Raw genomic sequence first — 22,179 nt, 5'->3', positions numbered from 1 at the left:
ATGTTATTTAAGGATCAATTAGATTTTGTAACACAGCATATCAAGAAAAATAAGCTGCGTGTGTTTATGACGATACTAGCTGCAACGATGGGCTGTGCCTTTTTAATCGTGCTAGCATCCGTTGGTTTTGGTTTACAGGAATCTTTACGTAATGAAATTCTTTCAAACGAAACAGTTACAAAAATTCAAGTATATGGCGATAAGCAATTAACTGAAGAACAAGTACAAGAAATTAAAAAATGGAACATGTAGAAACGGTGCTTGAAACAATTAGTGTCAATGCTACCGCACAATCATTTTTTGAAGATCGTGATACTACTTCTAATTTAATATTGTCAGATATGCAGGACTTTGAACAGGTAAATGGAAAGCTTGCAAAAGGGCGTTATCCAACGAAATCTAATGAAATTGTTGTAGGGTATCATTTTGCTCAAACATTATTGAATGAAAGAGAACGTGATGTCATTGCGGAAAAAAGTAAAAAGGCTGAAGCTGAGGGTACGTATTATGATGGTAGTGAAGAGGGCTATAAAGAATCATTGATTGGAAAGAACATAGATCTGTCCTTAGTTCCTCACACGGGTACAAATGATGAAACGCAAAAAATGAGCTATACAATTGTTGGCGTAATGGAGAAACCTTCTTATGATTGGATGGTTGATAACGCTATTCATATGGACAAAGAGCAAAAAGCAGTATGGGTTGAAAATTTATCTACAGATAGTAACATGGCAGAGGATGAGCTGTTTTACTCTGAATTTAATATTTATGCGGATACATTAGAAAACGTAAAGCCGATTTTAGAGAAGTTAAAAGATAAGGGCTATAGCGTATATTCAGTAACAGAGCAACTAGATCAAATGAATGTATTTTTCCTTGTCTTAAAAATTGGCTTAATCTTTGTTGGTACTATTGCTGTGTTGATTGCTTCCATTGGTATTTTTAATACAATGACAATGGCTGTGACAGAGCGAACACGTGAAATTGGTGTATTAAAGGCAATTGGGGCAAGTCCGAAGCTTATACAACGGTTATTTTTAATGGAAAGCACATTTATCGGTATTTTTGGTACGCTAATTGCGGTTGTCATCTCGTATGCTATTAGCTTTGCGGCTAATGCAGCATTACCATTAATTCTTAAGGCGGCAACAGGGGAGGAAGCTTTTGCAACAAATGATATAACATTTTCTCTTATTCCATGGCAACTAGTCATTATTGCAGCAGCCATTAGTGTTGGTGTAGCGATGATTTCAGGTTATCGCCCAGCACGTAAAGCAACAAAAATCGACGTTATTCAAGCTTTACGACAAGAGTTATAATAAAAAAGGCGGTCCAATCAACATTGGATCGCCTTTTATTTGGATTGAAGTACATCTGTATGTTATAAATACTCTTTTAACTCATTCGCTAAAAATGGTGTTGCATTCAATAATTTTAAGAAGGCATCATAGCTGGCACGTTGCTCTTCATTTGGTTTTTTACCTGTTTGATAGGCTCGAATTAATATGTTTTTAGGTGTATTCTCCATATCGATAAACTCTAAAAGCTGTGCCTCATAGCCAACAAGCGATAAAATTTCAGCTCGAATAGCATCTGTAGCAAGTGCCGCAAATCGCTCTCGAACAAGTCCATGTTGCAACATAATATCGAGAGCAGGTGTATTTAGTTGACGATTTAACTCATGCTGACAGCAAGGCACACTTAGAATGACACTTGCTCCCCATTTCACAGCACGAGCCAAGGCCATATCTGTCGCTACATCACATGCATGGAGTGTCACCACCATATCCACAGCACTTTCATCATTATAATCATTGATATCTCCTACAAGAAATTCTAGCTGATCATAGCCTAGATCCTGTGCTATTCTTGAGCACTCTTCAATAACCTCTTTTTTTAAATCTAAACCAGTAACACGAATGTCTAAGCCTTTTTCAATTTTTAAATAATGATACAAAGCAAAGGTTAAGTAGGATTTTCCTGAACCAAAATCTAAAATCCTCACCTGTCGATCCTGAGGTAAATAGGTTAAGGCATCATCTATAAATTCAATGAAGCGGTTAATCTGTTTAAATTTATCATACTTTTGTTTCTTAACCTTTCCTTCTTCTGTTTGTACCCCCAGTCGAATTAAAAATGGATAGGGTTGATCATCAGATAGTAAATAATTTTTTTTACGATTATGGCTTAGATGGACTTGTTTAGGTGAAGCTGTTTTATCTGATTTCCAAAGGACTTTGTTCTTTTTTGATAATTGTACTTGTACCGTTTCATCTACGAAATCAATATGAGCTTGACGATACTCCTCAAAAAACGCGTCAAGCTTGGAAGGTAAATGAGCCAATAGAATATTTTCATGTTTTAAAATCCGTTCATATTGGTATTCAATTTGTATATGGTACTGATTTTTTAACATTAATGGTTTTAATTTTATACGTTTTATTTCATTTGATTTCATACGTGGTTGACTGATTGTAGCTGTCACAAGCTTTTGTTGCAAAATTTGCTCAGTGAGCAGAGCTTTCATTTCTTCAAATGTCATACATTTTCGCCTACTTTATTGTGTTATAGATGGCACTAGTTTAACACATTTTATAAAAGACAATGGCATCTTTGGTATTCGGAATAAATTTAATAAAAATTCCGAGTATTTATAGGTGGAATTGTATATTCGTGGTATCTTAAATACAGTAATTCTTTTTAAATTGGTGATACTAAGGATTAATAAGGAGGAGAAAATATGTCGGATAACATGTATCAATTATTAGCGATTGTTATTTATATGATCGCCATGCTAGCAATTGGCTGGTATGCATTTGTTAAAACATCTAATTTAACAGATTATATGCTTGGCGGTCGTTCCTTAGGTCCAGCGGTTACTGCGCTAAGTGCGGGTGCTGCGGATATGTCTGGCTGGCTCCTAATGGGCTTACCAGGTGCGATATTTTTATCAGGTCTTGTGGAGGCTTGGATTGCAATTGGATTAACAATAGGAGCTTACCTAAACTGGCTACTTGTGGCACCACGTTTACGGGTATATACACAGGTTACAAATGATTCCATTACTATACCAAGTTATTTGGATAATCGATTACGTGATCATACGAAGCTTATTAGAATTGCTTCAGGTATCATCATCCTCATATTCTTTACATTTTATGTATCGTCAGGAATGGTAGCAGGGGGCAAGTTTTTCGATAGTTCATTTGGTTATGAATACCATACAGGCTTATTAATTGTGTCAGCTGTAGTTGTAGCATACACTCTTTTTGGCGGATTTTTAGCGGTAAGTTATACAGACTTCTTACAAGGTCTTATTATGTTTTTAGCACTTATTATGGTACCGCTATTTGGTTTATTTGTAACAGGTGGTATAGGTGAAACCATTTCATCTATTAAATCTGTTGATCCAGATCTTCTAAATTTATTACCAGCCACTGCGACAGCAGCAGGGATCATTTCTTCAGTTGCTTGGGGATTAGGCTATTTTGGACAGCCTCATATTATCGTCCGCTTTATGGCGATTAGTTCCGTTAAAGAAACGAAGCAAGCTCGACGCATTGGTATTGGCTGGATGATGTTAAGCTTATTTGGAGCTATTGGAACTGCCTTGGTGGGTGTAGCCTATTATCAGCAAAATGCTGGTGAGCTAAAAGACGCTGAAACAGTATTTATTGTACTTGGTCAGATTTTATTCCATCCATTTATAGCAGGTATTATGCTGGCGGCTATTTTAGCAGCTGTTATGAGTACAATTTCTTCTCAATTAATCGTAACTTCTTCAGCACTTGTAGAGGATATTTATAAAGCATTATTTAATAAAACAGCAGACGATAAGCATTACGTTTTTGTTGGGCGTATGGCTGTATTAGTTGTTGCAATTATTGCAGCAATTCTAGCGTGGAATCCAGATAGTTCTATCTTAAGCTTAGTTGGCTTTGCTTGGGCAGGATTCGGTGCAGCCTTCGGACCTGTTATTTTACTTTCTTTATATTGGAGAAGGTTAACGAACTACGGAGCACTTAGCGGAATGGTAACAGGGGCTGCAACTGCGTTTATTTGGGGTAAAGTAGATGCTTTATCAAGTGCGTTGTACGAAATTGTTCCTGGCTTCATTGTTTGTTTAATTGTTGCGGTTGTTGTCAGTATACTGACATATAAACCAAATAAAGAAATTGAAGAAGAGTTCACACGCTCAGAAGCCCTGCTAAAAGAAGAAAGAAAATAGTTGAGATGCGCCTTTACATGAGGCGCATTTTTTAGGAAAGTTAACGATGATCTTCAAATACGAAAAAGGGTATATTATGGTAAGATGAAGAAAATTTGTCGTAGCGACACCAAGCTTTGCTGGGAGGTTTCTAATGGATAGAATTAAGGAAGTTGATGTATTAATTGAAAAGGCCATACTAGTTGGCGTGAATTTACGAAATGATGAGCACTTTGACTATTCTATGGAAGAGTTACAAAATTTAGCTGAGGCCTTGCATGTAGAAGTGGTTGGGACTGTCACGCAAAATTTGGAACGTGTGACACCTTCCCATTATGTGGGTACAGGTAAAATAGAAGAAATCAAAAATTTTTATGAAGAAGCACAAGCAAACCTCGTTATTTTTAATGATGAACTGTCTCCTTCGCAAATCCGTAATTTGGAGAGTGATTTAGCAACGAAGGTCATTGATCGAACAATGCTTATTTTAGATATTTTTGGAAGGCGCGCAAAAACACGTGAAGCCCAAATGCAGGTGGAATTAGCACAGCTTCAATATATGCTACCTCGTTTAGTGGGTTTGCATGCCTCTTTAAGCCGTCAGGGTGGAGGTACTGGGGGAGGCTTTAAAAACCGTGGTGCTGGTGAGACAAAGCTGGAATTGGATCGACGAAAAATTGAAGATCAAATTGCTAAAATTAAAAAGGATCTAGAGCACGTTAAGGAACAGAGAGAAACGCAGCGTAAACAGCGTCGTAAAAACGCTCTTCCGGTTGTATCGATTGTAGGCTATACAAATGCTGGGAAATCAACGATTATGAATCAACTGCTTACACAAATAGGACAAGAAGAGCACAAACAAGTCTTTGAGAAGGATATGCTTTTTGCTACCCTTGAAACTTCTGTTCGTCAGATTGAACTACCTGATAAGAAGACCTTTTTACTGACAGACACTGTAGGCTTTGTTAGTAAATTACCTCACCATTTAGTGAAGGCATTTCGCTCCACTTTGGAAGAGGCGCGAGATGCGGATCTTTTACTCCACGTGGTGGATGTTTCGAATACAGAGCACGGATTTATGATGGATGTAACGAACGAAACACTTAAAGCAGTTGGTGTTGAGGACATTCCTACAATCTATGTATACAATAAAGCAGATATAGCAGATATTCCATATCCTGTGGTAAGTGGAGATAATATTTGGATTTCAGCAAAGCAGGGGGTTGGTTTAGAAGAATTAGTACAGCTAATTCGTCAACACATCTTCTCGCATTACGTAACGTGTGAAATGTTAATACCTTATGATCATGGGAACGTTGTTTCTTATTTAAATGAGAATGCCTCTGTTTTTAATACAGCCTATGAAGAGGGTGGGACATTATTGTCTCTTGAAGTAAAAGCAGCAGATTACGCAAAGTATCAGCACTATGTAATTAATTAAAAAATGTACTTCCCAAAGCATGCCAAAAGATTTTTGGCATGCTTTTTGTGATTAGAGGGAATAGTAGAATCTAGAACAAAGGTAAAACATGTAGTCAAGAAATTGTATTAATTTTCAAGTAAAGTAAGGAATCTGAATTTTAAATATTTTAGAATAATTCATTGTAAATTTAAAAATCTTTTAGGTATAAAGTGTGAGAAAACTTAGATATATCAAAGGATTTAATAATTTATCTAATAATCAATCAGAATTTATAGAAAAATGACAAATTTTCAACATTTTTTAAAACTCTTGCTAAAGTGTATAAAACGCTTTAGTATGATGAAACAAAGTTTTTTTATCCTTATATTAGGGTAGTTGTGTTTTTGTAGAATAATTTTTTATTGGGAGAGGGTATTGTATGTCTAGTAAAGATGAAGTTGTAAAATCTGTCCCTCAAAATGGTTTTGTTGGACACCCTAAAGGGCTCTTTACTTTGTTTTTCACAGAATTTTGGGAACGTTTCTCGTACTATGGTATGCGAGCAATTCTTATCTTCTTTATGTATTACGAATTACATGACGGGGGCTTAGGTCTAGACCGCGGAACAGCAAACTCTATTATGGCCATCTACGGCTCACTTGTTTATATGTCTGGAATTATAGGTGGATGGATTGCCGACCGAGTTTTAGGAACACGAAAAACCATTTTTTATGGTGGCGTGTTAATTATGATTGGTCATTTACTGCTAGCATTGCCTGGTGGTGTGAGCATGTTATTTGCTTCCATGGCATTTATCGTTATGGGTACTGGTTTATTAAAACCGAACGTTTCAAGTATTGTTGGGGACATTTATGCTGAAACAGATAGCCGTCGTGATGCAGGTTTTTCTATTTTCTATATGGGTATTAATATGGGAGCATTTATTGCACCTTTTATTGTCGGAACAATTGGACAAAAATATAGCTTCCACCTTGGTTTTGGTTTAGCGGGTCTAGGTATGTTTATTGGTTTAATTGTTTATAAATTAACAGAGAAAAAATATTTAGGCTTAGCGGGCTTACAAGTAAACAACCCATTAAAGCCTGAAGAACGTAAAAAAGTCTTTACGCAATTCGGAGTTGCAGCTTTACTTATTATCATCTTGGGTGCTATCGGTATTAAAACTGGTACTTTAACAATGAATGTATTTAGTTTAATCATCACAGCTCTAGGTGTATTAATTCCAACTGCATTCTTTATTTATATGTATCGCAGTAAAAAAACAACAAAGGATGAAAAGTCTCGTCTACTTGCTTATATTCCTTTATTTTTATCAGCTGTAATGTTCTGGGCTATTCAAGAACAAGGAGCAACTATTTTAGCGACTTATGCAGATGAGCGTACACAGCTAAGTTTTGGTGGTATTCAGCTTCAATCTTCTTGGTTCCAGTCATTGAACCCATTATTTGTTATTACAATGGCACCATTATTTGCGATGCTATGGCTTAAATGGGGAGACAAGCAGCCAACAACACCACGTAAGTTCTCATATGCATTGTTCTTTGCGGGTCTATCGTTCTTAGTGATGATGATTCCAGCACACCTGTCTGGTGGAGATACATTAGTGAGTCCTTTATGGTTAGTATTGTCATTCTTCTTAGTGGTTGTTGGTGAGTTATTATTATCACCAGTTGGTCTATCTGCCACAACGAAATTGGCACCACAGGCATTCGCAGCGCAAACGATGTCTTTATGGTTTTTAACAAGTGCAGCAGCACAAGCAATTAATGCGCAATTAGTTAAGGTCTATGAAGTTGTAAGCGAATTCACATACTTTGGTTTCTTAGGTACCTTATCTATTGTAGTCGGGATTATTATATTGGTGCTTTCACCAATTATTTCAAAAGCGATGAAGGGTATTAATTAAATGAAAGATGCAAGTACAGTTATTAAAAAAACTGTACTTGCATCTTTTTTTGTATCTAAATAAAAGTCTATCTAAGAGGCTGAGAGCGAAATATATTATCGTAAGTAGTTATTTTGTTGAATGTGGGTATAAGTTTCTATGTAGAAAATTATCATTTTCGTTATAATAATTTTAATAATATGAAAATTTAAGGGGTTGGAATCTATGAAGGAAGAGTTAGATTATTTGAGGCCAAGATTAATGGAGATTTTTACGTATTTACATGCAAATCCAGAAATCAGCTGGCATGAAGTAGAAACCACCAATTATATAGTGGAGCTATTAACGCAGGAAGGCTTTTCCCCTAAACGATTTAAAAATTCCACAGGATTATATGTTGATGTAGGCAAAGGTAACCCCAAAGTAGGACTAAGAACAGACATAGATGCCTTATGGCAAGAAGTAGATGGTCATTTCCGTGCGAATCATTCATGTGGACATGACGGTCATATGACGATGGCCATTGGTACACTATTACTTTTAAAAGAACTACAGCAATCTATTAATGGTACAATCCGCGTTATTTTCCAACCTGCTGAAGAAAAAGGAACTGGAGCGTTATCTGTATTAGAAGAAGGTGTTATTGATGACTTAGATTATTTATTTGGTGTCCATGTAAGACCTGTTCATGAGCTAGAGGACGGCACTTATTGTGCAGCCTTATATCATGGTGCCTCTCGTTTACTTGAAGGCGAAATTATCGGAGAGGATGCTCATGCTGCAAGACCGCACCTAGGTATTAATGCCATTGAAGTAGGTGCAACAATCATCGAAGATTTGCGAACCATTCATACAGATCCTATGGTTCCTGTATCTGTAAAGATGACGAAATTCCATGCTGGGGGAGATTCGGGCAATATTATCCCAGGTAATGCCTCATTTACGATTGATATTCGTGCACAACAAAACAAGGTGATGGACGATTTAGCACAAGGCGTAAAGCGTGTGATCGATTCCTCTAAATTGTTGCATAAAGTACAAATTGAATTACGTACGGTGGCCAATATCGTAGCTGCTGAAGTTGATACAAGTGCTCAATATTTAATGGAGCAGGCAATTATACAGGCTGCTGGATTATCAAATTTAAGAAAGCCTGTTCATACACCTGGAGGAGAGGATTTTCACCATTATGCTGTACAACGGCCGCATTTAAAAACAACCATGCTGGGCTTGGGTTGTGGATTAACACCAGGCTTGCATCATCCGAAAATGAAATTTAAACAAGCAAGACTTGTCACGGGAGTGGAGATACTTACAAGAGCAGTTTTATTAGCTTTGGAGTCAGGGCATAAAAAGGAGGCGTCAGCGTAATGTTAGAGCAAGTGCGAATTCACAAAGTAACGACACCGAAAGAAATTGCAGAGATCCAAAAATTAAATGCTGAAATATGGGGCAGTCAAGCAATCCCCTCCCATCAATTACTAGCTGCTGTACAAAATGGGGGAATCGTATTAGGAGCGTATTTAGAAGAAAAGCTAATTGGCTTTAACTATTGCTTCGTTGGCTATCGGAATAGAGAAATGTACTTACATTCGCACATGATTGGTGTAGAAAAAGCATATCGTGAACAAGGTGTGGGTGAATTATTGAAGCATGCCCAACAAGAATATGCAAAAGAGCATGGTTTTCAACTTGTCCGCTGGTTAATTGACCCATTAGAGGCGCGTTTAGCGAATCTAGCATTTCTAAAACTGAACGCCACTAGTTATCAATATGAAAATGATTATTATGGTCCACTTCGAGATGACTTTAATGAAGGACTACCTTCAGATAGACTTGTCGTTGAATGGTGGATCGAGCGTGATCAAATGGCAGATAGCCTTGATGAATTAGAAGAAGTAGCACAGGAAATTGTACCTTGGACATTAACAGTAGACGGATTACCAGTTCTAGATGTAGAAAATACATTTCAGTTAAATCAATCTTTTTATAAAGATGCCTATCTTTTACCGATCCCTCAATCTCTACAGAAAATGAAAGTGGAAAGTCCAAAACTTGCAGAGGACTGGCGTTATAAAATTCGCACAATCTTAACAACATTATTTAACCAAGATTATGCCATCGTACGCATGAAGAAACATCCAGAATATGTTCATAGCTATCTGTTAGTCAGACGCTCCTTATTAGCTTTATAATAATGATAAGGAGTGAACAATGTGAGATTAGAAAAGATTACATTAAGGCATTTAAAAATGCCTATGAAAGCACCATTTACTACGAGTTTTGGCACAGTTGATGAAAAGGAAATGTTACTGATAGAAGCAAAAGATGAATCAGGGACGACGGGGTGGGGAGAAACTGTTGCTTTTGTAGCACCATGGTATACGGAAGAAACATTAAAGACAACATGGCATATGCTACAAGATTTTTTGATACCCATCTTGTTACATAAAAAGATTGGGCATCCAGATGAGGTAACCTCATTATTTGCACCTATTCGGCGAAACTGCATGGCGAAAGCTTCAATTGAGGGTGCTGTATGGGATATCTATGCTCAGCAAACAAAGCAATCACTTGCACAGGCGTTAGGTGGTCAAAAACTACGTATTGAAGTAGGAGTCAGTGTGGGTATTCAACCCTCTATTGCTCAGTTAATTGCATTAATAAAAGGTCATATTGAAGAAGGCTACAAAAGGGTGAAGATCAAGATAAAGCCTGGAGAGGATGTAGAGATAGTACAGGCAATTCGTGCGGAATTTCCAAATTTACCCTTGATGGTTGATGCAAACTCTGCTTATACATTAGAGGATATAGAAATACTACAGCAGCTTGATGATTTTAATTTATTAATGATCGAACAACCATTAGCTACTGATGATATTGTCGATCATGCAGCATTACAGAAAAAGTTAAAAACGCCTATTTGCTTAGATGAAAGCATCACATCATATGAGGATGCCAGACGAGCAATTGAACTTGGAAGCTGTGGTGTCATAAACATCAAGATTGGACGAGTAGGTGGTTTAACGGAAGCAATACGAATCCATGACCTATGTAAAGCAAACCATATTCCAGTTTGGTGTGGTGGTATGTTAGAGGCTGGAATTGGACGAGCACATAATGTTGCCTTAACGTCTCTTAGTCAATTTATTTTACCTGGCGATACAGCAGGTTCTAGTCATTATTGGTACGAGGATATCATTGATCCTGAAGTAAAAGTTAAAGATGGTTATATTGAGGTACCCCAGTCGGTAGGTATTGGTTATAAGCCTAATATGGCTGTGATTGATAAATTAACAATTAGCAAAGAAATCTATCAATAAGGGAGTACTTAGTCGATCATTTAGTATAAGGAAAACGAGGAGAGAACTGATTGAAAAAAAGCTTGCAAATCGGTGGTGCCTATGTGGGGATTATCGTTGGAGCAGGATTTGCATCAGGGCAGGAAATTGTCCTTTATTTTACAAGCTATGGCTTTAAAGGAATATATGGAGCATTGTTAGCTATGGTTGGTTTCTCAATTGTTGGAATGTGTGTTGCTCAAGTGAGCTCTAAGCTTCGCACATCGTCCCATAAGGATTTGATTTATCAAATTTCAGGGAATACTATGGGCTTTGTCTTGGATTTAGTGCTATCACTCTTTTTATTTGGTGTAGCTGTCATCATGTTTGCTGGCGCTGGTGCAACATTTCAGCAAATGTTTGGACTGCCTATTTGGCTAGGGAGTATTTGTATGATCTTGCTTACAGTAGCCACTGTCATGATGGATGTGAAAAGCATCATTAATATCATTGCACTAGCAACCCCCTATCTACTAACCGTTGTCTCCATCATCGCTATCTATGCTATTGCAACGATGGATTTTACCTTTGCAGAGCAAGCTGTTATTGCTCAACAGGCTCAAATAAGTGAGAAAAGTTGGTGGGTAACGGCTTTATTGTACATGTCGTTCAATGTAGGGGTTAGCTTCTCTTTACTGACTGTTATGTGTGGATCCATACGCAATCATAAGGTAGCTGGCATGGGTGGTATAATTGGTGGGATTTTGTTAGGTGCTTTAATCTTACTTGTGAATTTCTCCCTTTTAGCAAAGATGAATATCATTGTTGGATTAGACATTCCGATGCTAGCGTTAGCGAATGAAATTCATCCGATTGTTGGAGTATTAATGACTATTTCTCTTTTGGGAATGATTTATAATACGGCAGTAGGGATGCTATATTCCTTTATGGTAAGGTTTTTCGAGCCTAGTAGAGCAAGCTTTAGGATTGCAGTTATATTTATAGGTGGTCTCGGTTTTCTAGCAAGTCTTGTAGGGTTTACAACGCTAGTAGCTAAACTATATGCAGTGATGGGCTATGTTGGGTTAGTATTAATCATATTCATTATTTCTGCATGGTTAAGAGGCACTAAAAAAATTATCTAATATAGAAATGGTAATTGAGGGATAGATTTTATTCTCAATTACCTTTTTATTTGGATAAAAATATTGTAGAAATAGTGAATTATTTCTGTTGATTAATTTACGGTAATGCTGATATTTCGTTAATTTGGCATATTTTTTAGTTAATCATTAATAAAACGAGAACAATTCTCATTTGCTGGTTGACTGAGAATAAAATCATGCTTATAATGGAAATCGTGAGTAATGATAATCATTTTCACTAATAAGTGAGTTACACACAAAAATGAAATCTACCGGGGATTACTATGAAAATAAGATATCTTTTAACAGCAACTGTTTTGCTGTCTATTGTGTCGCTCTTTATAGGAGTAGTAGATATTAAGCCTAGCGACCTATTAGACTTCCAATCAGAAGAAGCTAGACTATTTTTAATTAGTCGTGTACCTAGACTTGTTGCAATCTTGCTAGCGGGTGCAGGTATGAGTATTGCTGGTTTAATTATGCAAAGCTTAAGTAGGAATAAATTCGTTTCACCAACAACAGCTGGTACATTAGATGCCACACGGTTGGGTGTATTGATTTCCATGATGTTCTTTACGAACGTTACGTATTTCCAAAAAATTTCCTTCGCTTTCATATTTGCTTTAGCCGGCACATTACTATTTATGCAAATATTAAACCGAATTAAGTTTAAAGATGCAATTTTTATACCGCTTATTGGCTTAATGTTTGGGAATATTTTGTCCTCTGTTACAACATTCTTTGCATATAAGGCGAATATTATCCAAAACATTTCTGCATGGTTACAAGGAGATTTCTCATTAATCATGAAAGGCCGTTACGAACTGTTATACGTAAGTGTACCAATACTCATTTTAGCTTACATTTACGCAAATCGTTTTACAGTAGCTGGGATGGGAGAGGATTTTGCAAAAAATCTTGGTCTATCCTATAAATTTGTAGTCAATTTAGGCTTGGTGTTGGTAGCTCTTATCTCCACGACAGTGGTGTTAACAGTCGGTATCATTCCATTTCTTGGTTTGATTATTCCGAACATTATTTCCCTTTTTAAAGGTGATAATTTGGCAAAAACCTTGCCGCACACAGCATTACTTGGTATGTCATTCTTGTTATTCTGTGATATTTTAGGACGAGTACTGATTTTCCCTTATGAAATACCAATAAGTATGACTGTTGGTGTAATTGGAAGTGCCATCTTCCTATTCATGTTGTTTAGGGGGAGAGCATATGCGTAATCGTACAAAAATGTTCATTTTACTAGGTCTCGCTGTTATAGCAGTTGTCCTATATTTATTTTGGGAACTCAATGGTAATTATCACTATGCTTTTCCACGCCGTGTCATAAAGGTTGTGGCAATGGCATTAACGGGTATAGCGATTGCCTATTCAACAGTAGTTTTCCAAACAATTACACATAATCGAATTTTAACGCCAAGTGTCATGGGTTTAGATGCTTTGTATATGTTAATTCAAACATGCATCTACTTCTTCTTTGGCTCTACATCCATATTAGTTATTAATATCTACTATAATTTTACGCTTGCAATTGGAGCGATGATTCTATTCGCTTTAATTTTTTACCGAGTATTGTTTAAAGAAGGAAAGCGACCGATTTATTTTTTACTGCTTGTTGGGATGATTGTTGGTACGTTCTTAGGAAGTATTACAACGTTCTTCCAAGTATTAATAGATCCGAATGAGTTTTTAGGCTTACAAAGTAAAATGTTTGCAAGTTTCAATAATGTTAATTCAGATTTAGTTTGGCTAGCAGGCGTTATCATTTTAATAACATTTATCTACGGTGCTCGTCATATGAATCAATTAGACGTCATGTCTTTAGGACGAGACACAGCTATAAATTTAGGTGTACCTTACGATAAGCTGGTACAACGTATGTTAATTTTAGCTTCAATTTTGATTGCTGTTTCAACAGCGCTTGTTGGTCCGATCACGTTCTTTGGTTTAATCGTTGCAAATTTATCATATCAGTATTTCAGAACATACAAGCATTCCATCTTAATTACTGGCTCCTGTGTAATGAGTGTTGTAGCTTTAGTCGGTGGACAGTGGATGGTTGAACGTTTATTTAGTTTCACTACTACACTTAGTGTCATTATTAATTTTGTGGGTGGGGTTTACTTCATCTACTTATTATTAAGAGAAAGTAGGTCAGCAGGATGATACAAGTCAAAGAAATTACAAAGTTTTTTGGTAAAAAACCTGTCGTTCAAGATGTAAGTGTTGATATTGTCTCAGGAAAAATCACATCGTTTATTGGACCCAATGGTGCAGGGAAGTCCACGCTACTTTCTATGGTGAGTCGTTTACTGAATGCAGATACTGGTGAAGTACTACTCGATAAGGCAGATGTACGTAGCTGGAAATCAGATGATTTCGCTAAACGTGTATCGATTTTAAAGCAATCAAACTTTATGAATGTTCGTCTAACGATTCGTGAGCTTGTATCTTTTGGCCGTTTCCCTTACTCAAAAGGACACTTAAAACCTGAAGACGAAGAAAAAGTGGATGAAGCTATTCGCTATATGAATTTAGAAGATATGCAACATAATTATTTAGATGAGCTTTCAGGTGGTCAACGTCAGCGTGCATTTATCGCAATGGTTATTGCCCAAGATACTGAATATATCTTACTGGACGAACCATTAAATAATTTAGATATGAAGCATTCTGTCCAGATTATGAAGATTTTACGTAAGTTGGTTGATGAGTTAGGCAAAACAGTGGTTATCGTTTTACACGATATTAATTTTGCTTCTGTTTACTCTGACCATATTGTTGCATTAAAAGATGGCCGTGTTGTTAAAAATGGTCCTACAAATGACATTATTAACTCACATGCATTGAAGGAAATTTATGATATGGATATTCCTGTTCAAGAGCAGGATGGCTGTCGAATTTGTGTTTATTTTAATTCGTAAAAATAGTCCAGATGATGAACATCTAACTATCAAATCATTTAATTAAAGGAGAAATTTCACAATGAAAAAATGGAAATTACTTACAGTATTAATGGCAATGATGCTATTAGTATTAGCTGCTTGCGGTTCGAAAGATGAAGCAAAAGAAGATGATAAAGGTACTTCAACTGACAAACCAACTGAGGAACAAAATGAAGAATCATCAGTATATCCACTAACAATTCCAGGTAGCACAGTTGAAGGTCGTGACGGTAGTACAACATTTGAAGAAGTAACACTTGATAAAATGCCAGAAAAAGTTGTCGTTTTTGATAATGGTTTCTTAGATACATTAGATGCTTTAGGCGTTAATCCTACAGCAGTGGTACAAGACTCATTACCAGCATATTTAAGCAAGTTTAAAGATAGTACTTATGTAAACGCAGGTACATTATTCGAGCCTGATTATGAAAAATTATCTGAAATTAACCCAGATATTATTTTCATCTCTGGCCGTGCTTCAGCAGCTTATGCTGAATTATCTAAAATTGCTCCTACAGTATACATTGGTGTAGATAATACTAACTTCTTAGAGTCATTCAAAGCTAATACAGAATTAGCTGGTAAAATCTTTGGTAAAGAAAAAGAAGCGGCAGATGCAATTGCTGCATATGAAGCAAAAGTAGAAGAAGTAAAAGCTAAGGCTACTGCAACAGAAGAAAAAGCGTTAATCGTTTTAGGTAGTGAAGGTTCATTATCAGTATTCGGTCCTGGTTCACGTTTCGGTGTGATTCATGATGTATATGGTGTAAAAGCTGTAGCTGAAGCTAGTGGCTTCAAAATCGAATCACATGGTGATAATGCAAGCTTTGAATTTGTACGTGAGAAAAATCCAGATATCTTATTCGTTATTGACCGTGACGCTGTTGTAAATGAAAACGGTGAATCAGGTACAAAAGCTGCAATTGAAAACGAAATTGTAAGTGCAACAAACGCTGTGAAAAACGGTAAAGTATTCTACTTAGATCCAGAAATTTGGTACCTTTCAGGTGGCGGTTTACAATCAGAAACACAAAAAGCTGAAGATGTATTAAAGGCGTTCAACTAATATGTTTGTACAAATTAAACGTATTGTTGTGACAGAAGGGAATTCGGATAAGGTTGTGGAACGTTTTGGTGCTAAGCCAAATGGTCCCTCATTACTTGAACAACAACCTGGCTACATTGATAAGCAGGTACTTGTAAAGAAAGTTCGCCGCGGTGATGAAGAAGTGCTAGTGATGGTTCGTTGGGAATCAGAAGAAGCATGGAAAAATTGGGAGAAGAGTCCTGAGCATATTGCAGGCCATAAGGCAAGTGCAGGTAAACCGAAGCCTGATCATATCATTGAAAGCGGACAAGAAGTTTATTATGTAAAAGGTTAATCATCTAAAGGTGTCTCAAGGGATTGAGACACCTTTTCTTGTTGTTGAAAAAAGAATGTCACTAGCAGAAAAAGCCATTTTAGCAAGGTGAGGGGTTGATTTCCGTTCCGCCAGCGTCCTTTCCAGGGGGCGTCCGATGAGCCGCTTCACTCACTTGCGCTCGCTCCAGGGTCTCCTCAGTGACGCTAAATCCCCTAGGAGTGACGTTGGCTCCACTCCAATCAACCATTCTGCAAAGTGTCTTTACTTTTTTTCATAGTAGCATAACAATCAAATAGCCCATTATCTGTATTCTTAGAGGGGATAAGCTCTTATTTTCAATGTGGAGAAGTGATGCGTGACAACACCTCTTCATAAAGAGTAATGAACACCTTCACTTTATTTGAATACCTTTGCTAAAAAGCGGTTTATAGTGGTGGGCTACTGGACTACCATGGAATAGCGAGACAGGCAAAACTTTAAACGGAGCAGTAGCGGAGGAAGCGATTCGGCGCTCGCCTACAGGAAAGCAAGTAGCCTGCAACGGAAATTCATTTTCATCTTTTATAAAAATGCTATTGATTGCTTTGTTTATCAACACTATGTAGAGATGTCGTTTTATTACTCAAAAAGCAGGTCACAATCAGTGTGACCTGCTTAGCTAGGTGTATAGGTTAATGTGTAATAGATGGTTTTCTCCATTTACTAAATGTCGAATCCATATTAAAGGAAATGGTGTTCTCATTAATGGACAAGCCGGAGATGCTGGTATTACAGAGCTCATCCAAACTATCAGAATGATTGTTATTATTAGATGCATTAGCCGCTATTACTAGCCCTCTTGCATTAATAATTGTGTCATGTGGCGTTACATACACTATAGGGGAATCTATATTTAATCCAAAAGTGAAAGGATTGACTAATGACATAGTAGAAATACTTTCGTTTGATATTCTAATAATGCCATATTGCTCAATATAATAATCTCTTTTTTGTTGAAATGTATCCTCAAATCCAGGAATATCACTAATATATTTTGAATAGGGTGAAATATTTTTATATGCAGCCAGTGTATCTTGATAGGCTTTTACTTCAGATTGAATAATAATTTGTTCAATTCGTCGTTGATCATTGCTAGGCTGTTTAATTGTAATTTCTTCAGCTGAGACAGAGATATTACATGAAAAAGTAGCCGTAAGTATGAAAACAGTTTCATTCAATTTTAAGTCACTCCCAGTACAAAAAGATTTCATGTTCATCAATCTATCCTGACTTTATAAATATATTTTATTGCTAATCTAAGCGTAACATCTGTTAGAGCGCCATTTCAATGGTAAGTTTACGCCACTTTAATGGCGGTACTTGGTTCTCTACCGCCATTTTTCTAGTAATAATTAGCAAAAATCTGGCGTGATTTGCATGAATAACGCCATTTTTTGGCGGTCTCTCTCTTTATAAAGGAATTAATGGTATTTAATGTATTATAAAACGCTGTGACTAGTATTAATTCCCACTAATCTATATAATATCTAGTAATATACCAGATAGGAGAGAGGACTATTGAAGGATTTAGATGTACACATCAATGAATCATTAGACATCCTTATAGAAAATGAACTATTACTTGGACCAGAGCTAAAATTAATGCTAAAAAGCTTTAAAGAAGAAAAAACAACAGTAGGTTTTTCCTTTGGTAAAATGTGTTTTTGGCATTATGAAGCATTTTCAAGTAGTATAAATCCAGATATCTACAAGGTAGCTGCTGCAATTGAACTTTTAATACTGTCTTTTGATATTATTGATGATCTGCAGGATAAAGATTCAGACTATAGTTGGAACAAAACACCTGAATTATCATTAAATGTTGCTTTAGCTATGCTGGTCATGGCATCTAAAACAATAGATGAAACCTCTTTTGGACATAAAAGAGCGGCTATAAAGCTAGTTGATGAATACGCATTAAAAAGTATAAATGGACAGCAATTAGACTTACTAAATAGTTGTCGCGATGAAGATTCCTATGTAAAAATGATTACCTTGAAATCCGGCTCATTAACAGCGATGGGTTGCTTGGTTGGCGAAGTACTTGCAAAAGGAGAAATATCTCAAGAAGTAGAGGAGTATGGGAAATACATAGGGATCATCCAACAAATTGATATTCAAAGCTTAAAGGAGTGGGGTCCTAAAAATGATCTGCTAAATAAAAGGTATTCTCTTCCTATTATTTATCTATTATCACAGAAAAATGATGTTTCAAAATCTGTTTCTAGCTATTATAATAATGATATAGTTACAGATTTGGATAATAATGCAACAGAAGACGCGTTGACAAATGGTGGGGCGATACGTTATGCCATTACCATAAAAAACGTCTATAAATTTAAAGCATTGAATTACCTGGAAAATGTAGCTATAAATCAGGTAGGTAGAGAATACCTACAAAAACTATTGAAATGAGGAGAGATAAGAATGATTAATGTAATCCAATATTTAGAGCAAAATCCTAGCCTAGTTGCACTATTAAAAGATCAAAAAGCCTCATTAGTTGGAGTTTCATCTGTAGAGCAAACAGCAATTTTAGAAGCGTTTAACGGTGAAATGAATACAGAAAGTGATATTTGGAACTAAGAAAGTTGCGAAGTAAGTTGTTTTGGCCCGCTATAATTCTCTATTTAATTATTGGTTTTTATTTAAATTATGTGAATTATAGCGAGCCTTATATACAGATTGGGGTAGAAGAAGAGAATGACAAATGGGTCATTTCTCAACTTTATTATAAAGACTGGGCAGAGGGTCAAAATATTTCTGTTGGTGATGCAATTTTAACTGTAGATCATGAACCCATCAATGAATTAAATCAACTGAGATATAAATCTAAAATTTTATCAGCTAATGAAATAACAATACTGAAGCCCGATGGAGATCTAATCAATATACATATTAAGCATTTGGATATCCCTCAACAATTTATCTATGTATTAATCATTCCAGCTTGTTATTATTTATTAACATTATTTATAGCGTTTTATTTACATTTCAAACAAAGGAATACAAAATTAGCTGACTTACTAATTCTTTTTATGTTAACGGTTTCTTTGGCCTATGTAAGTAGTGGTGTCTCTGGTAGAATGGATACGATTGGCATTATCGTAAATCGAAGTAGTATGCTGTTATGTTTAGTTATACTGTTACATTTTTTGAGAAATTATTATTCATTTGTGAAAACAAATTGGGTGTTTACAAATAATATCAAGCTCTTTTATATACTTCCTTTCATAGCTTTTGTATTAGGATGTATGGGTACTATTTATCCTGCTTCAAATGATATTCTTTCCAATGTTATATTGGCTATTTTCTTTATTCTCCTAGTGATCATCCTTAGTATTTTATTAATAAGCTATTTTAAGTACAGCTCACCTCAGTTGAAGATTTTATTAAATAGTATATTAATTCCGTTTCTACCATTTCTTTTTTTATATGCACTCCCTAAAATTTTTTTTCATACGTATATACTTTCATCTGAGATAAGCTCATTATTTTTATTGCTTATACCCTTTAGCTTTATTTTTACGCAATTAGCAGAGAGATTATTTGATATTGAGTACCATATTACAAGATTACGCTATTATGTTATATTCTCTTTAATCTTTACTGTATGGTTTACAGTGGGACTATATTTTATTGCAGGGCGTTATTTAACCATGACGGTTATGTCAGGGGTATCTTTCTTTACATTTTCTTCATTAGTCATACTTTTTTACGTAAAAGAGAAGGTCGATTATCGCAAGCGGAAAATATTATTTTCCACAAAGGGTGACTATATTCATCAGCTATATACAGCCGTAGATAAAATTGGGAAAACAATTAAAATTGACGAACTTTTAGAAAAGTTTGCTTATGAGGTTTCCATGCATCTGGAGTTAGAGGATGTTTTTGTCTTAACATATAACTATGACAAAAATGAATTCATACCAATAGCTGGTGAAAGTATTACGATAGATCCTGACATAATGGAAGATATCAGATTAGGTGAAATACGCAAAATTGACAAAGTTTATATAGCATTCCTCCATCAGGATGCACATTTTAAAAGAGCTTTAGTGCTAGGGCATAATAATACAATTCATTTAAAAGATGAGGAGCTTTTATGGCTTGAACTGCTCTTATTATATGTAAATAATTTTATTGAAAATACCAAGATGGTGGAAGAACTGCTAGAAGAACTAAAGCATATGAAGCAAGCTGATGATGGTCAGTTACCATGGCTGAATAAGCTATTATGGCTAAGATTTGAAGAAGAAAAATACCAGTTAGCTCAAGAGTTACATGACACCAATTTACAGGAGCAACTTCATATAGCCCGCGAGGTGGATGTCCTAGTAAATGCAAAAAATACAACGGATATTCAAGAAAAGCTTGCGAAAATTCATAAACAAATGGTTGCATCCTTACATGAATTACGTACTTATTGTGAAAACCTAAAACCACCGTTATTAGATACATTAGGTTTAAATGCAGCTTTGGAAAAATTGATTCGGAAAGTTCAAGAAAGAGCTAACTTCGTGCTTATTTACACCATTGACCGCCTTTATTTAGAGGATGAGCGTATGAATTTAATGATTTATCGTTTATTCCAAGAGTTACTTAATAATGCGTTGAAGCATTCTTATGCAGCATCAGTTGAAATTCATTTAAAAGAAATGAACGATGGTTTCGAAATCATTTATAAAGATGATGGTGTAGGCTGTAATGTAGAGGACATTATAGTAGCCGAATCAATGGGCATTCAAGGTATGCAGGAGCGTGTAAAAGCGTTTAACGGACAATTTACTATTGACTCGAATATCAATGAAGGGATGTTTATTAGAATCATGGTGAAAGAAGGGAGTGAAACACTTGATTACGATGCTCATAGTGGATGATCACCCTATAGTGTTAGAGGGAACTAAAAATTTATTTCAAGAGAATGAAGATATTATCATCGATACGGAAAGTGATGCAACTTGTGTCATTCAAAGGATAAAGAATAAACCGTACGATATCTATCTAATAGATATCAATATGCCATTAGAAAATGGAATTAACCTAGCCCGTAATATCAAGGCTATTCAGTCAAATGCTTCAGTTATTCTTTACACAGGTGATGATATTACGGATTATTATCCACTCATTTTAGAAAGAAAAATAGAAGGTATTTTAGCTAAAACAGCTTCGAAAGAGCAAATATTAAGAACAGTAAGGGCAATTGCAAACGGTGAAATTGTTTTACCTAAAAATTTCTTAGATTTTCTGGATGATAAATTTAAACTGCAAGGTGCTAAAGATATTCACTTAAATGAAAAGGAAAAGAAAATTCTAAGACTCATTGCAGAGGGCCATACAAATAAAGCTATCGCTATTGAATTAAATATTCCTCAACGTACAACTGAAAGATATTTAACTCAACTCTTTTCTTTGTTAAATGTAGATTCACGAACAGAAGCTGTAAATCTTGCAGAGAGAATGAATTTACTCTAAACTATTTCTATGTTATACTGTTGGTATATTTTTCAATTAATAGGGGGCATTATGGGAATTAAATATCCTATATATTTCCTTAGGAAAATAAAACCATATCCCTATACTAAATTACCTATAAAATATGATAGACACCGCCAAAAAAGTGGCGGTGTTTTTTTATAACCGCCAAATCACGCCAAAAATCTGTCTGAATCACGCCAGAAAATTGGCGTAAACCCGAAGTTGAAATAACGGTATAACTACTGGTACGCTTAAATTAACAGTGGTTAAGTAGATTTGCTTTAGTGAGTAATATATAAATCATTTTATTAAATAAGCAGCCTGACTATCTATGAATAAAGTAGCGTTAGTAGATTGTAGAATGTTACTAGCTAGTCAATATACTTCACCATAAAAC

Annotated in this window: 20 protein-coding genes; 18 read left to right on the top strand and 2 right to left on the bottom strand. The window is 35.7% G+C overall.

What is annotated here, in order from left to right:
* Together HXV90_RS21130 and HXV90_RS21125 are read left to right on the top strand one after the other, a co-directional pair.
* On the top strand, positions 1 to 252 hold the full coding sequence (locus HXV90_RS21130) for an ABC transporter permease (RefSeq protein WP_269897943.1): 252 nt from the start codon (positions 1 to 3) through the stop codon (positions 250 to 252).
* Complete coding sequence (locus HXV90_RS21125; RefSeq protein ID WP_269897942.1) at positions 240 to 1,319, top strand: ABC transporter permease; 1,080 nt, start codon at positions 240 to 242, stop codon at positions 1,317 to 1,319. The genes HXV90_RS21130 and HXV90_RS21125 overlap by 13 nt, the downstream gene beginning before the upstream one ends.
* A 62-nt stretch (positions 1,320 to 1,381) precedes the next feature.
* Here HXV90_RS21125 and HXV90_RS21120 read toward each other — a convergent pair whose 3' ends face one another.
* Complete coding sequence (locus HXV90_RS21120) at positions 1,382 to 2,542, bottom strand: class I SAM-dependent methyltransferase (RefSeq protein WP_048394183.1); 1,161 nt, start codon at positions 2,540 to 2,542, stop codon at positions 1,382 to 1,384.
* Positions 2,543 to 2,740: 198 nt separating this feature from the next.
* Here HXV90_RS21120 and putP point away from each other — a divergent pair, with 198 nt between their 5' ends.
* The 12 genes from putP (at position 2,741) to HXV90_RS21060 (ending at position 16,283) form a co-directional block, all read left to right on the top strand.
* Positions 2,741 to 4,228, top strand: coding sequence for a sodium/proline symporter PutP (putP, locus tag HXV90_RS21115; protein WP_269897941.1), 1,488 nt, complete (start codon positions 2,741 to 2,743; stop codon positions 4,226 to 4,228).
* Between the two features lie 133 nt (positions 4,229 to 4,361).
* On the top strand, positions 4,362 to 5,648 hold the full coding sequence (gene hflX / locus HXV90_RS21110) for a GTPase HflX (RefSeq protein WP_269897940.1): 1,287 nt from the start codon (positions 4,362 to 4,364) through the stop codon (positions 5,646 to 5,648).
* Positions 5,649 to 6,048: 400 nt separating this feature from the next.
* Positions 6,049 to 7,536, top strand: a complete 1,488-nt coding sequence (locus HXV90_RS21105; RefSeq protein ID WP_048394189.1) for a peptide MFS transporter — start codon at positions 6,049 to 6,051, stop codon at positions 7,534 to 7,536.
* Positions 7,537 to 7,740: 204 nt separating this feature from the next.
* Complete coding sequence (locus HXV90_RS21100; protein WP_048394190.1) at positions 7,741 to 8,886, top strand: M20 peptidase aminoacylase family protein; 1,146 nt, start codon at positions 7,741 to 7,743, stop codon at positions 8,884 to 8,886.
* Positions 8,886 to 9,710, top strand: coding sequence for a GNAT family N-acetyltransferase (locus tag HXV90_RS21095; RefSeq protein WP_066038007.1), 825 nt, complete (start codon positions 8,886 to 8,888; stop codon positions 9,708 to 9,710). Before HXV90_RS21100 ends, HXV90_RS21095 begins: the two co-directional genes overlap by 1 nt.
* A 21-nt stretch (positions 9,711 to 9,731) precedes the next feature.
* On the top strand, positions 9,732 to 10,838 hold the full coding sequence (gene menC / locus HXV90_RS21090) for an o-succinylbenzoate synthase (protein ID WP_269897939.1): 1,107 nt from the start codon (positions 9,732 to 9,734) through the stop codon (positions 10,836 to 10,838).
* Between the two features lie 50 nt (positions 10,839 to 10,888).
* A complete protein-coding gene (locus HXV90_RS21085; protein ID WP_054549616.1) occupies positions 10,889 to 11,941 on the top strand; it encodes a YkvI family membrane protein in 1,053 nt (350 codons plus the stop codon).
* A gap of 284 nt (positions 11,942 to 12,225) precedes the next feature.
* Positions 12,226 to 13,176, top strand: coding sequence for an ABC transporter permease (locus HXV90_RS21080; RefSeq protein ID WP_048394199.1), 951 nt, complete (start codon positions 12,226 to 12,228; stop codon positions 13,174 to 13,176).
* On the top strand, positions 13,169 to 14,122 hold the full coding sequence (locus HXV90_RS21075; RefSeq protein ID WP_004231949.1) for an iron chelate uptake ABC transporter family permease subunit: 954 nt from the start codon (positions 13,169 to 13,171) through the stop codon (positions 14,120 to 14,122). Before HXV90_RS21080 ends, HXV90_RS21075 begins: the two co-directional genes overlap by 8 nt.
* Positions 14,119 to 14,880, top strand: a complete 762-nt coding sequence (locus tag HXV90_RS21070; RefSeq protein WP_048394201.1) for an iron ABC transporter ATP-binding protein — start codon at positions 14,119 to 14,121, stop codon at positions 14,878 to 14,880. Before HXV90_RS21075 ends, HXV90_RS21070 begins: the two co-directional genes overlap by 4 nt.
* A gap of 61 nt (positions 14,881 to 14,941) precedes the next feature.
* Positions 14,942 to 15,967, top strand: a complete 1,026-nt coding sequence (locus tag HXV90_RS21065; RefSeq protein WP_269897938.1) for a siderophore ABC transporter substrate-binding protein — start codon at positions 14,942 to 14,944, stop codon at positions 15,965 to 15,967.
* A 1-nt stretch (position 15,968) separates the two neighbouring features.
* Positions 15,969 to 16,283, top strand: a complete 315-nt coding sequence (locus HXV90_RS21060) for an antibiotic biosynthesis monooxygenase family protein (protein ID WP_048394205.1) — start codon at positions 15,969 to 15,971, stop codon at positions 16,281 to 16,283.
* Positions 16,284 to 16,936: 653 nt separating this feature from the next.
* On the opposite strand, the gene HXV90_RS21055 is transcribed toward HXV90_RS21060, so the two are convergent.
* Positions 16,937 to 17,482, bottom strand: a complete 546-nt coding sequence (locus HXV90_RS21055; RefSeq protein WP_103118905.1) for a hypothetical protein — start codon at positions 17,480 to 17,482, stop codon at positions 16,937 to 16,939.
* A 340-nt stretch (positions 17,483 to 17,822) separates the two neighbouring features.
* On the opposite strand from HXV90_RS21055, the gene HXV90_RS21050 reads away from it, so the two are divergent.
* The 4 genes from HXV90_RS21050 to HXV90_RS21035 are packed head-to-tail and all read left to right on the top strand — an operon-like array spanning position 17,823 to position 21,779.
* Positions 17,823 to 18,719: a polyprenyl synthetase family protein gene (locus HXV90_RS21050; RefSeq protein WP_269897937.1), complete on the top strand. Its 897-nt coding sequence runs from the start codon at positions 17,823 to 17,825 to the stop codon at positions 18,717 to 18,719.
* 12 nt (positions 18,720 to 18,731) lie between these two features.
* Positions 18,732 to 18,890 carry a competence pheromone ComX gene (comX, locus tag HXV90_RS21045; protein WP_054549612.1) on the top strand — a complete coding sequence of 53 codons (159 nt, stop codon included), beginning with the start codon at positions 18,732 to 18,734 and terminating at the stop codon, positions 18,888 to 18,890.
* Positions 18,881 to 21,184 carry a sensor histidine kinase gene (locus tag HXV90_RS21040; RefSeq protein ID WP_233436267.1) on the top strand — a complete coding sequence of 768 codons (2,304 nt, stop codon included), beginning with the start codon at positions 18,881 to 18,883 and terminating at the stop codon, positions 21,182 to 21,184. Before comX ends, HXV90_RS21040 begins: the two co-directional genes overlap by 10 nt.
* The gene (locus tag HXV90_RS21035; protein WP_225341057.1) at positions 21,168 to 21,779 is read left to right on the top strand and encodes a response regulator transcription factor; all 612 of its coding nucleotides are present in this window, start codon (positions 21,168 to 21,170) and stop codon (positions 21,777 to 21,779) included. The genes HXV90_RS21040 and HXV90_RS21035 overlap by 17 nt, the downstream gene beginning before the upstream one ends.
* Positions 21,780 to 22,179 lie beyond the last annotated feature (400 nt).

The sequence above is a fragment of the Lysinibacillus sp. JK80 genome (genome assembly GCF_027557635.1).
Taxonomy (GTDB): Bacteria; Bacillota; Bacilli; order Bacillales_A; family Planococcaceae; genus Lysinibacillus; species Lysinibacillus capsici.
The sequence above is the reverse complement of the archived record's forward strand: the minus strand, read 5'-3'. Positions and strand labels throughout refer to the sequence as shown.

Coding starts and splice junctions, on each gene's coding strand:
- HXV90_RS21120 (WP_048394183.1), bottom strand. CDS start 2,542: ATGACATTTGAAGAAATGAAAGCTCTGCTCACTGAGCAAATTTTGCAA.
- HXV90_RS21095 (WP_066038007.1), top strand. CDS start 8,886: ATGTTAGAGCAAGTGCGAATTCACAAAGTAACGACACCGAAAGAAATT.
- HXV90_RS21060 (WP_048394205.1), top strand. CDS start 15,969: ATGTTTGTACAAATTAAACGTATTGTTGTGACAGAAGGGAATTCGGAT.
- HXV90_RS21105 (WP_048394189.1), top strand. CDS start 6,049: ATGTCTAGTAAAGATGAAGTTGTAAAATCTGTCCCTCAAAATGGTTTT.
- HXV90_RS21065 (WP_269897938.1), top strand. CDS start 14,942: ATGAAAAAATGGAAATTACTTACAGTATTAATGGCAATGATGCTATTA.
- hflX (WP_269897940.1), top strand. CDS start 4,362: ATGGATAGAATTAAGGAAGTTGATGTATTAATTGAAAAGGCCATACTA.
- HXV90_RS21035 (WP_225341057.1), top strand. CDS start 21,168: ATGCTCATAGTGGATGATCACCCTATAGTGTTAGAGGGAACTAAAAAT.
- HXV90_RS21075 (WP_004231949.1), top strand. CDS start 13,169: ATGCGTAATCGTACAAAAATGTTCATTTTACTAGGTCTCGCTGTTATA.
- HXV90_RS21125 (WP_269897942.1), top strand. CDS start 240: ATGGAACATGTAGAAACGGTGCTTGAAACAATTAGTGTCAATGCTACC.
- HXV90_RS21100 (WP_048394190.1), top strand. CDS start 7,741: ATGAAGGAAGAGTTAGATTATTTGAGGCCAAGATTAATGGAGATTTTT.
- HXV90_RS21070 (WP_048394201.1), top strand. CDS start 14,119: ATGATACAAGTCAAAGAAATTACAAAGTTTTTTGGTAAAAAACCTGTC.
- HXV90_RS21130 (WP_269897943.1), top strand. CDS start 1: ATGTTATTTAAGGATCAATTAGATTTTGTAACACAGCATATCAAGAAA.
- putP (WP_269897941.1), top strand. CDS start 2,741: ATGTCGGATAACATGTATCAATTATTAGCGATTGTTATTTATATGATC.
- HXV90_RS21080 (WP_048394199.1), top strand. CDS start 12,226: ATGAAAATAAGATATCTTTTAACAGCAACTGTTTTGCTGTCTATTGTG.
- comX (WP_054549612.1), top strand. CDS start 18,732: ATGATTAATGTAATCCAATATTTAGAGCAAAATCCTAGCCTAGTTGCA.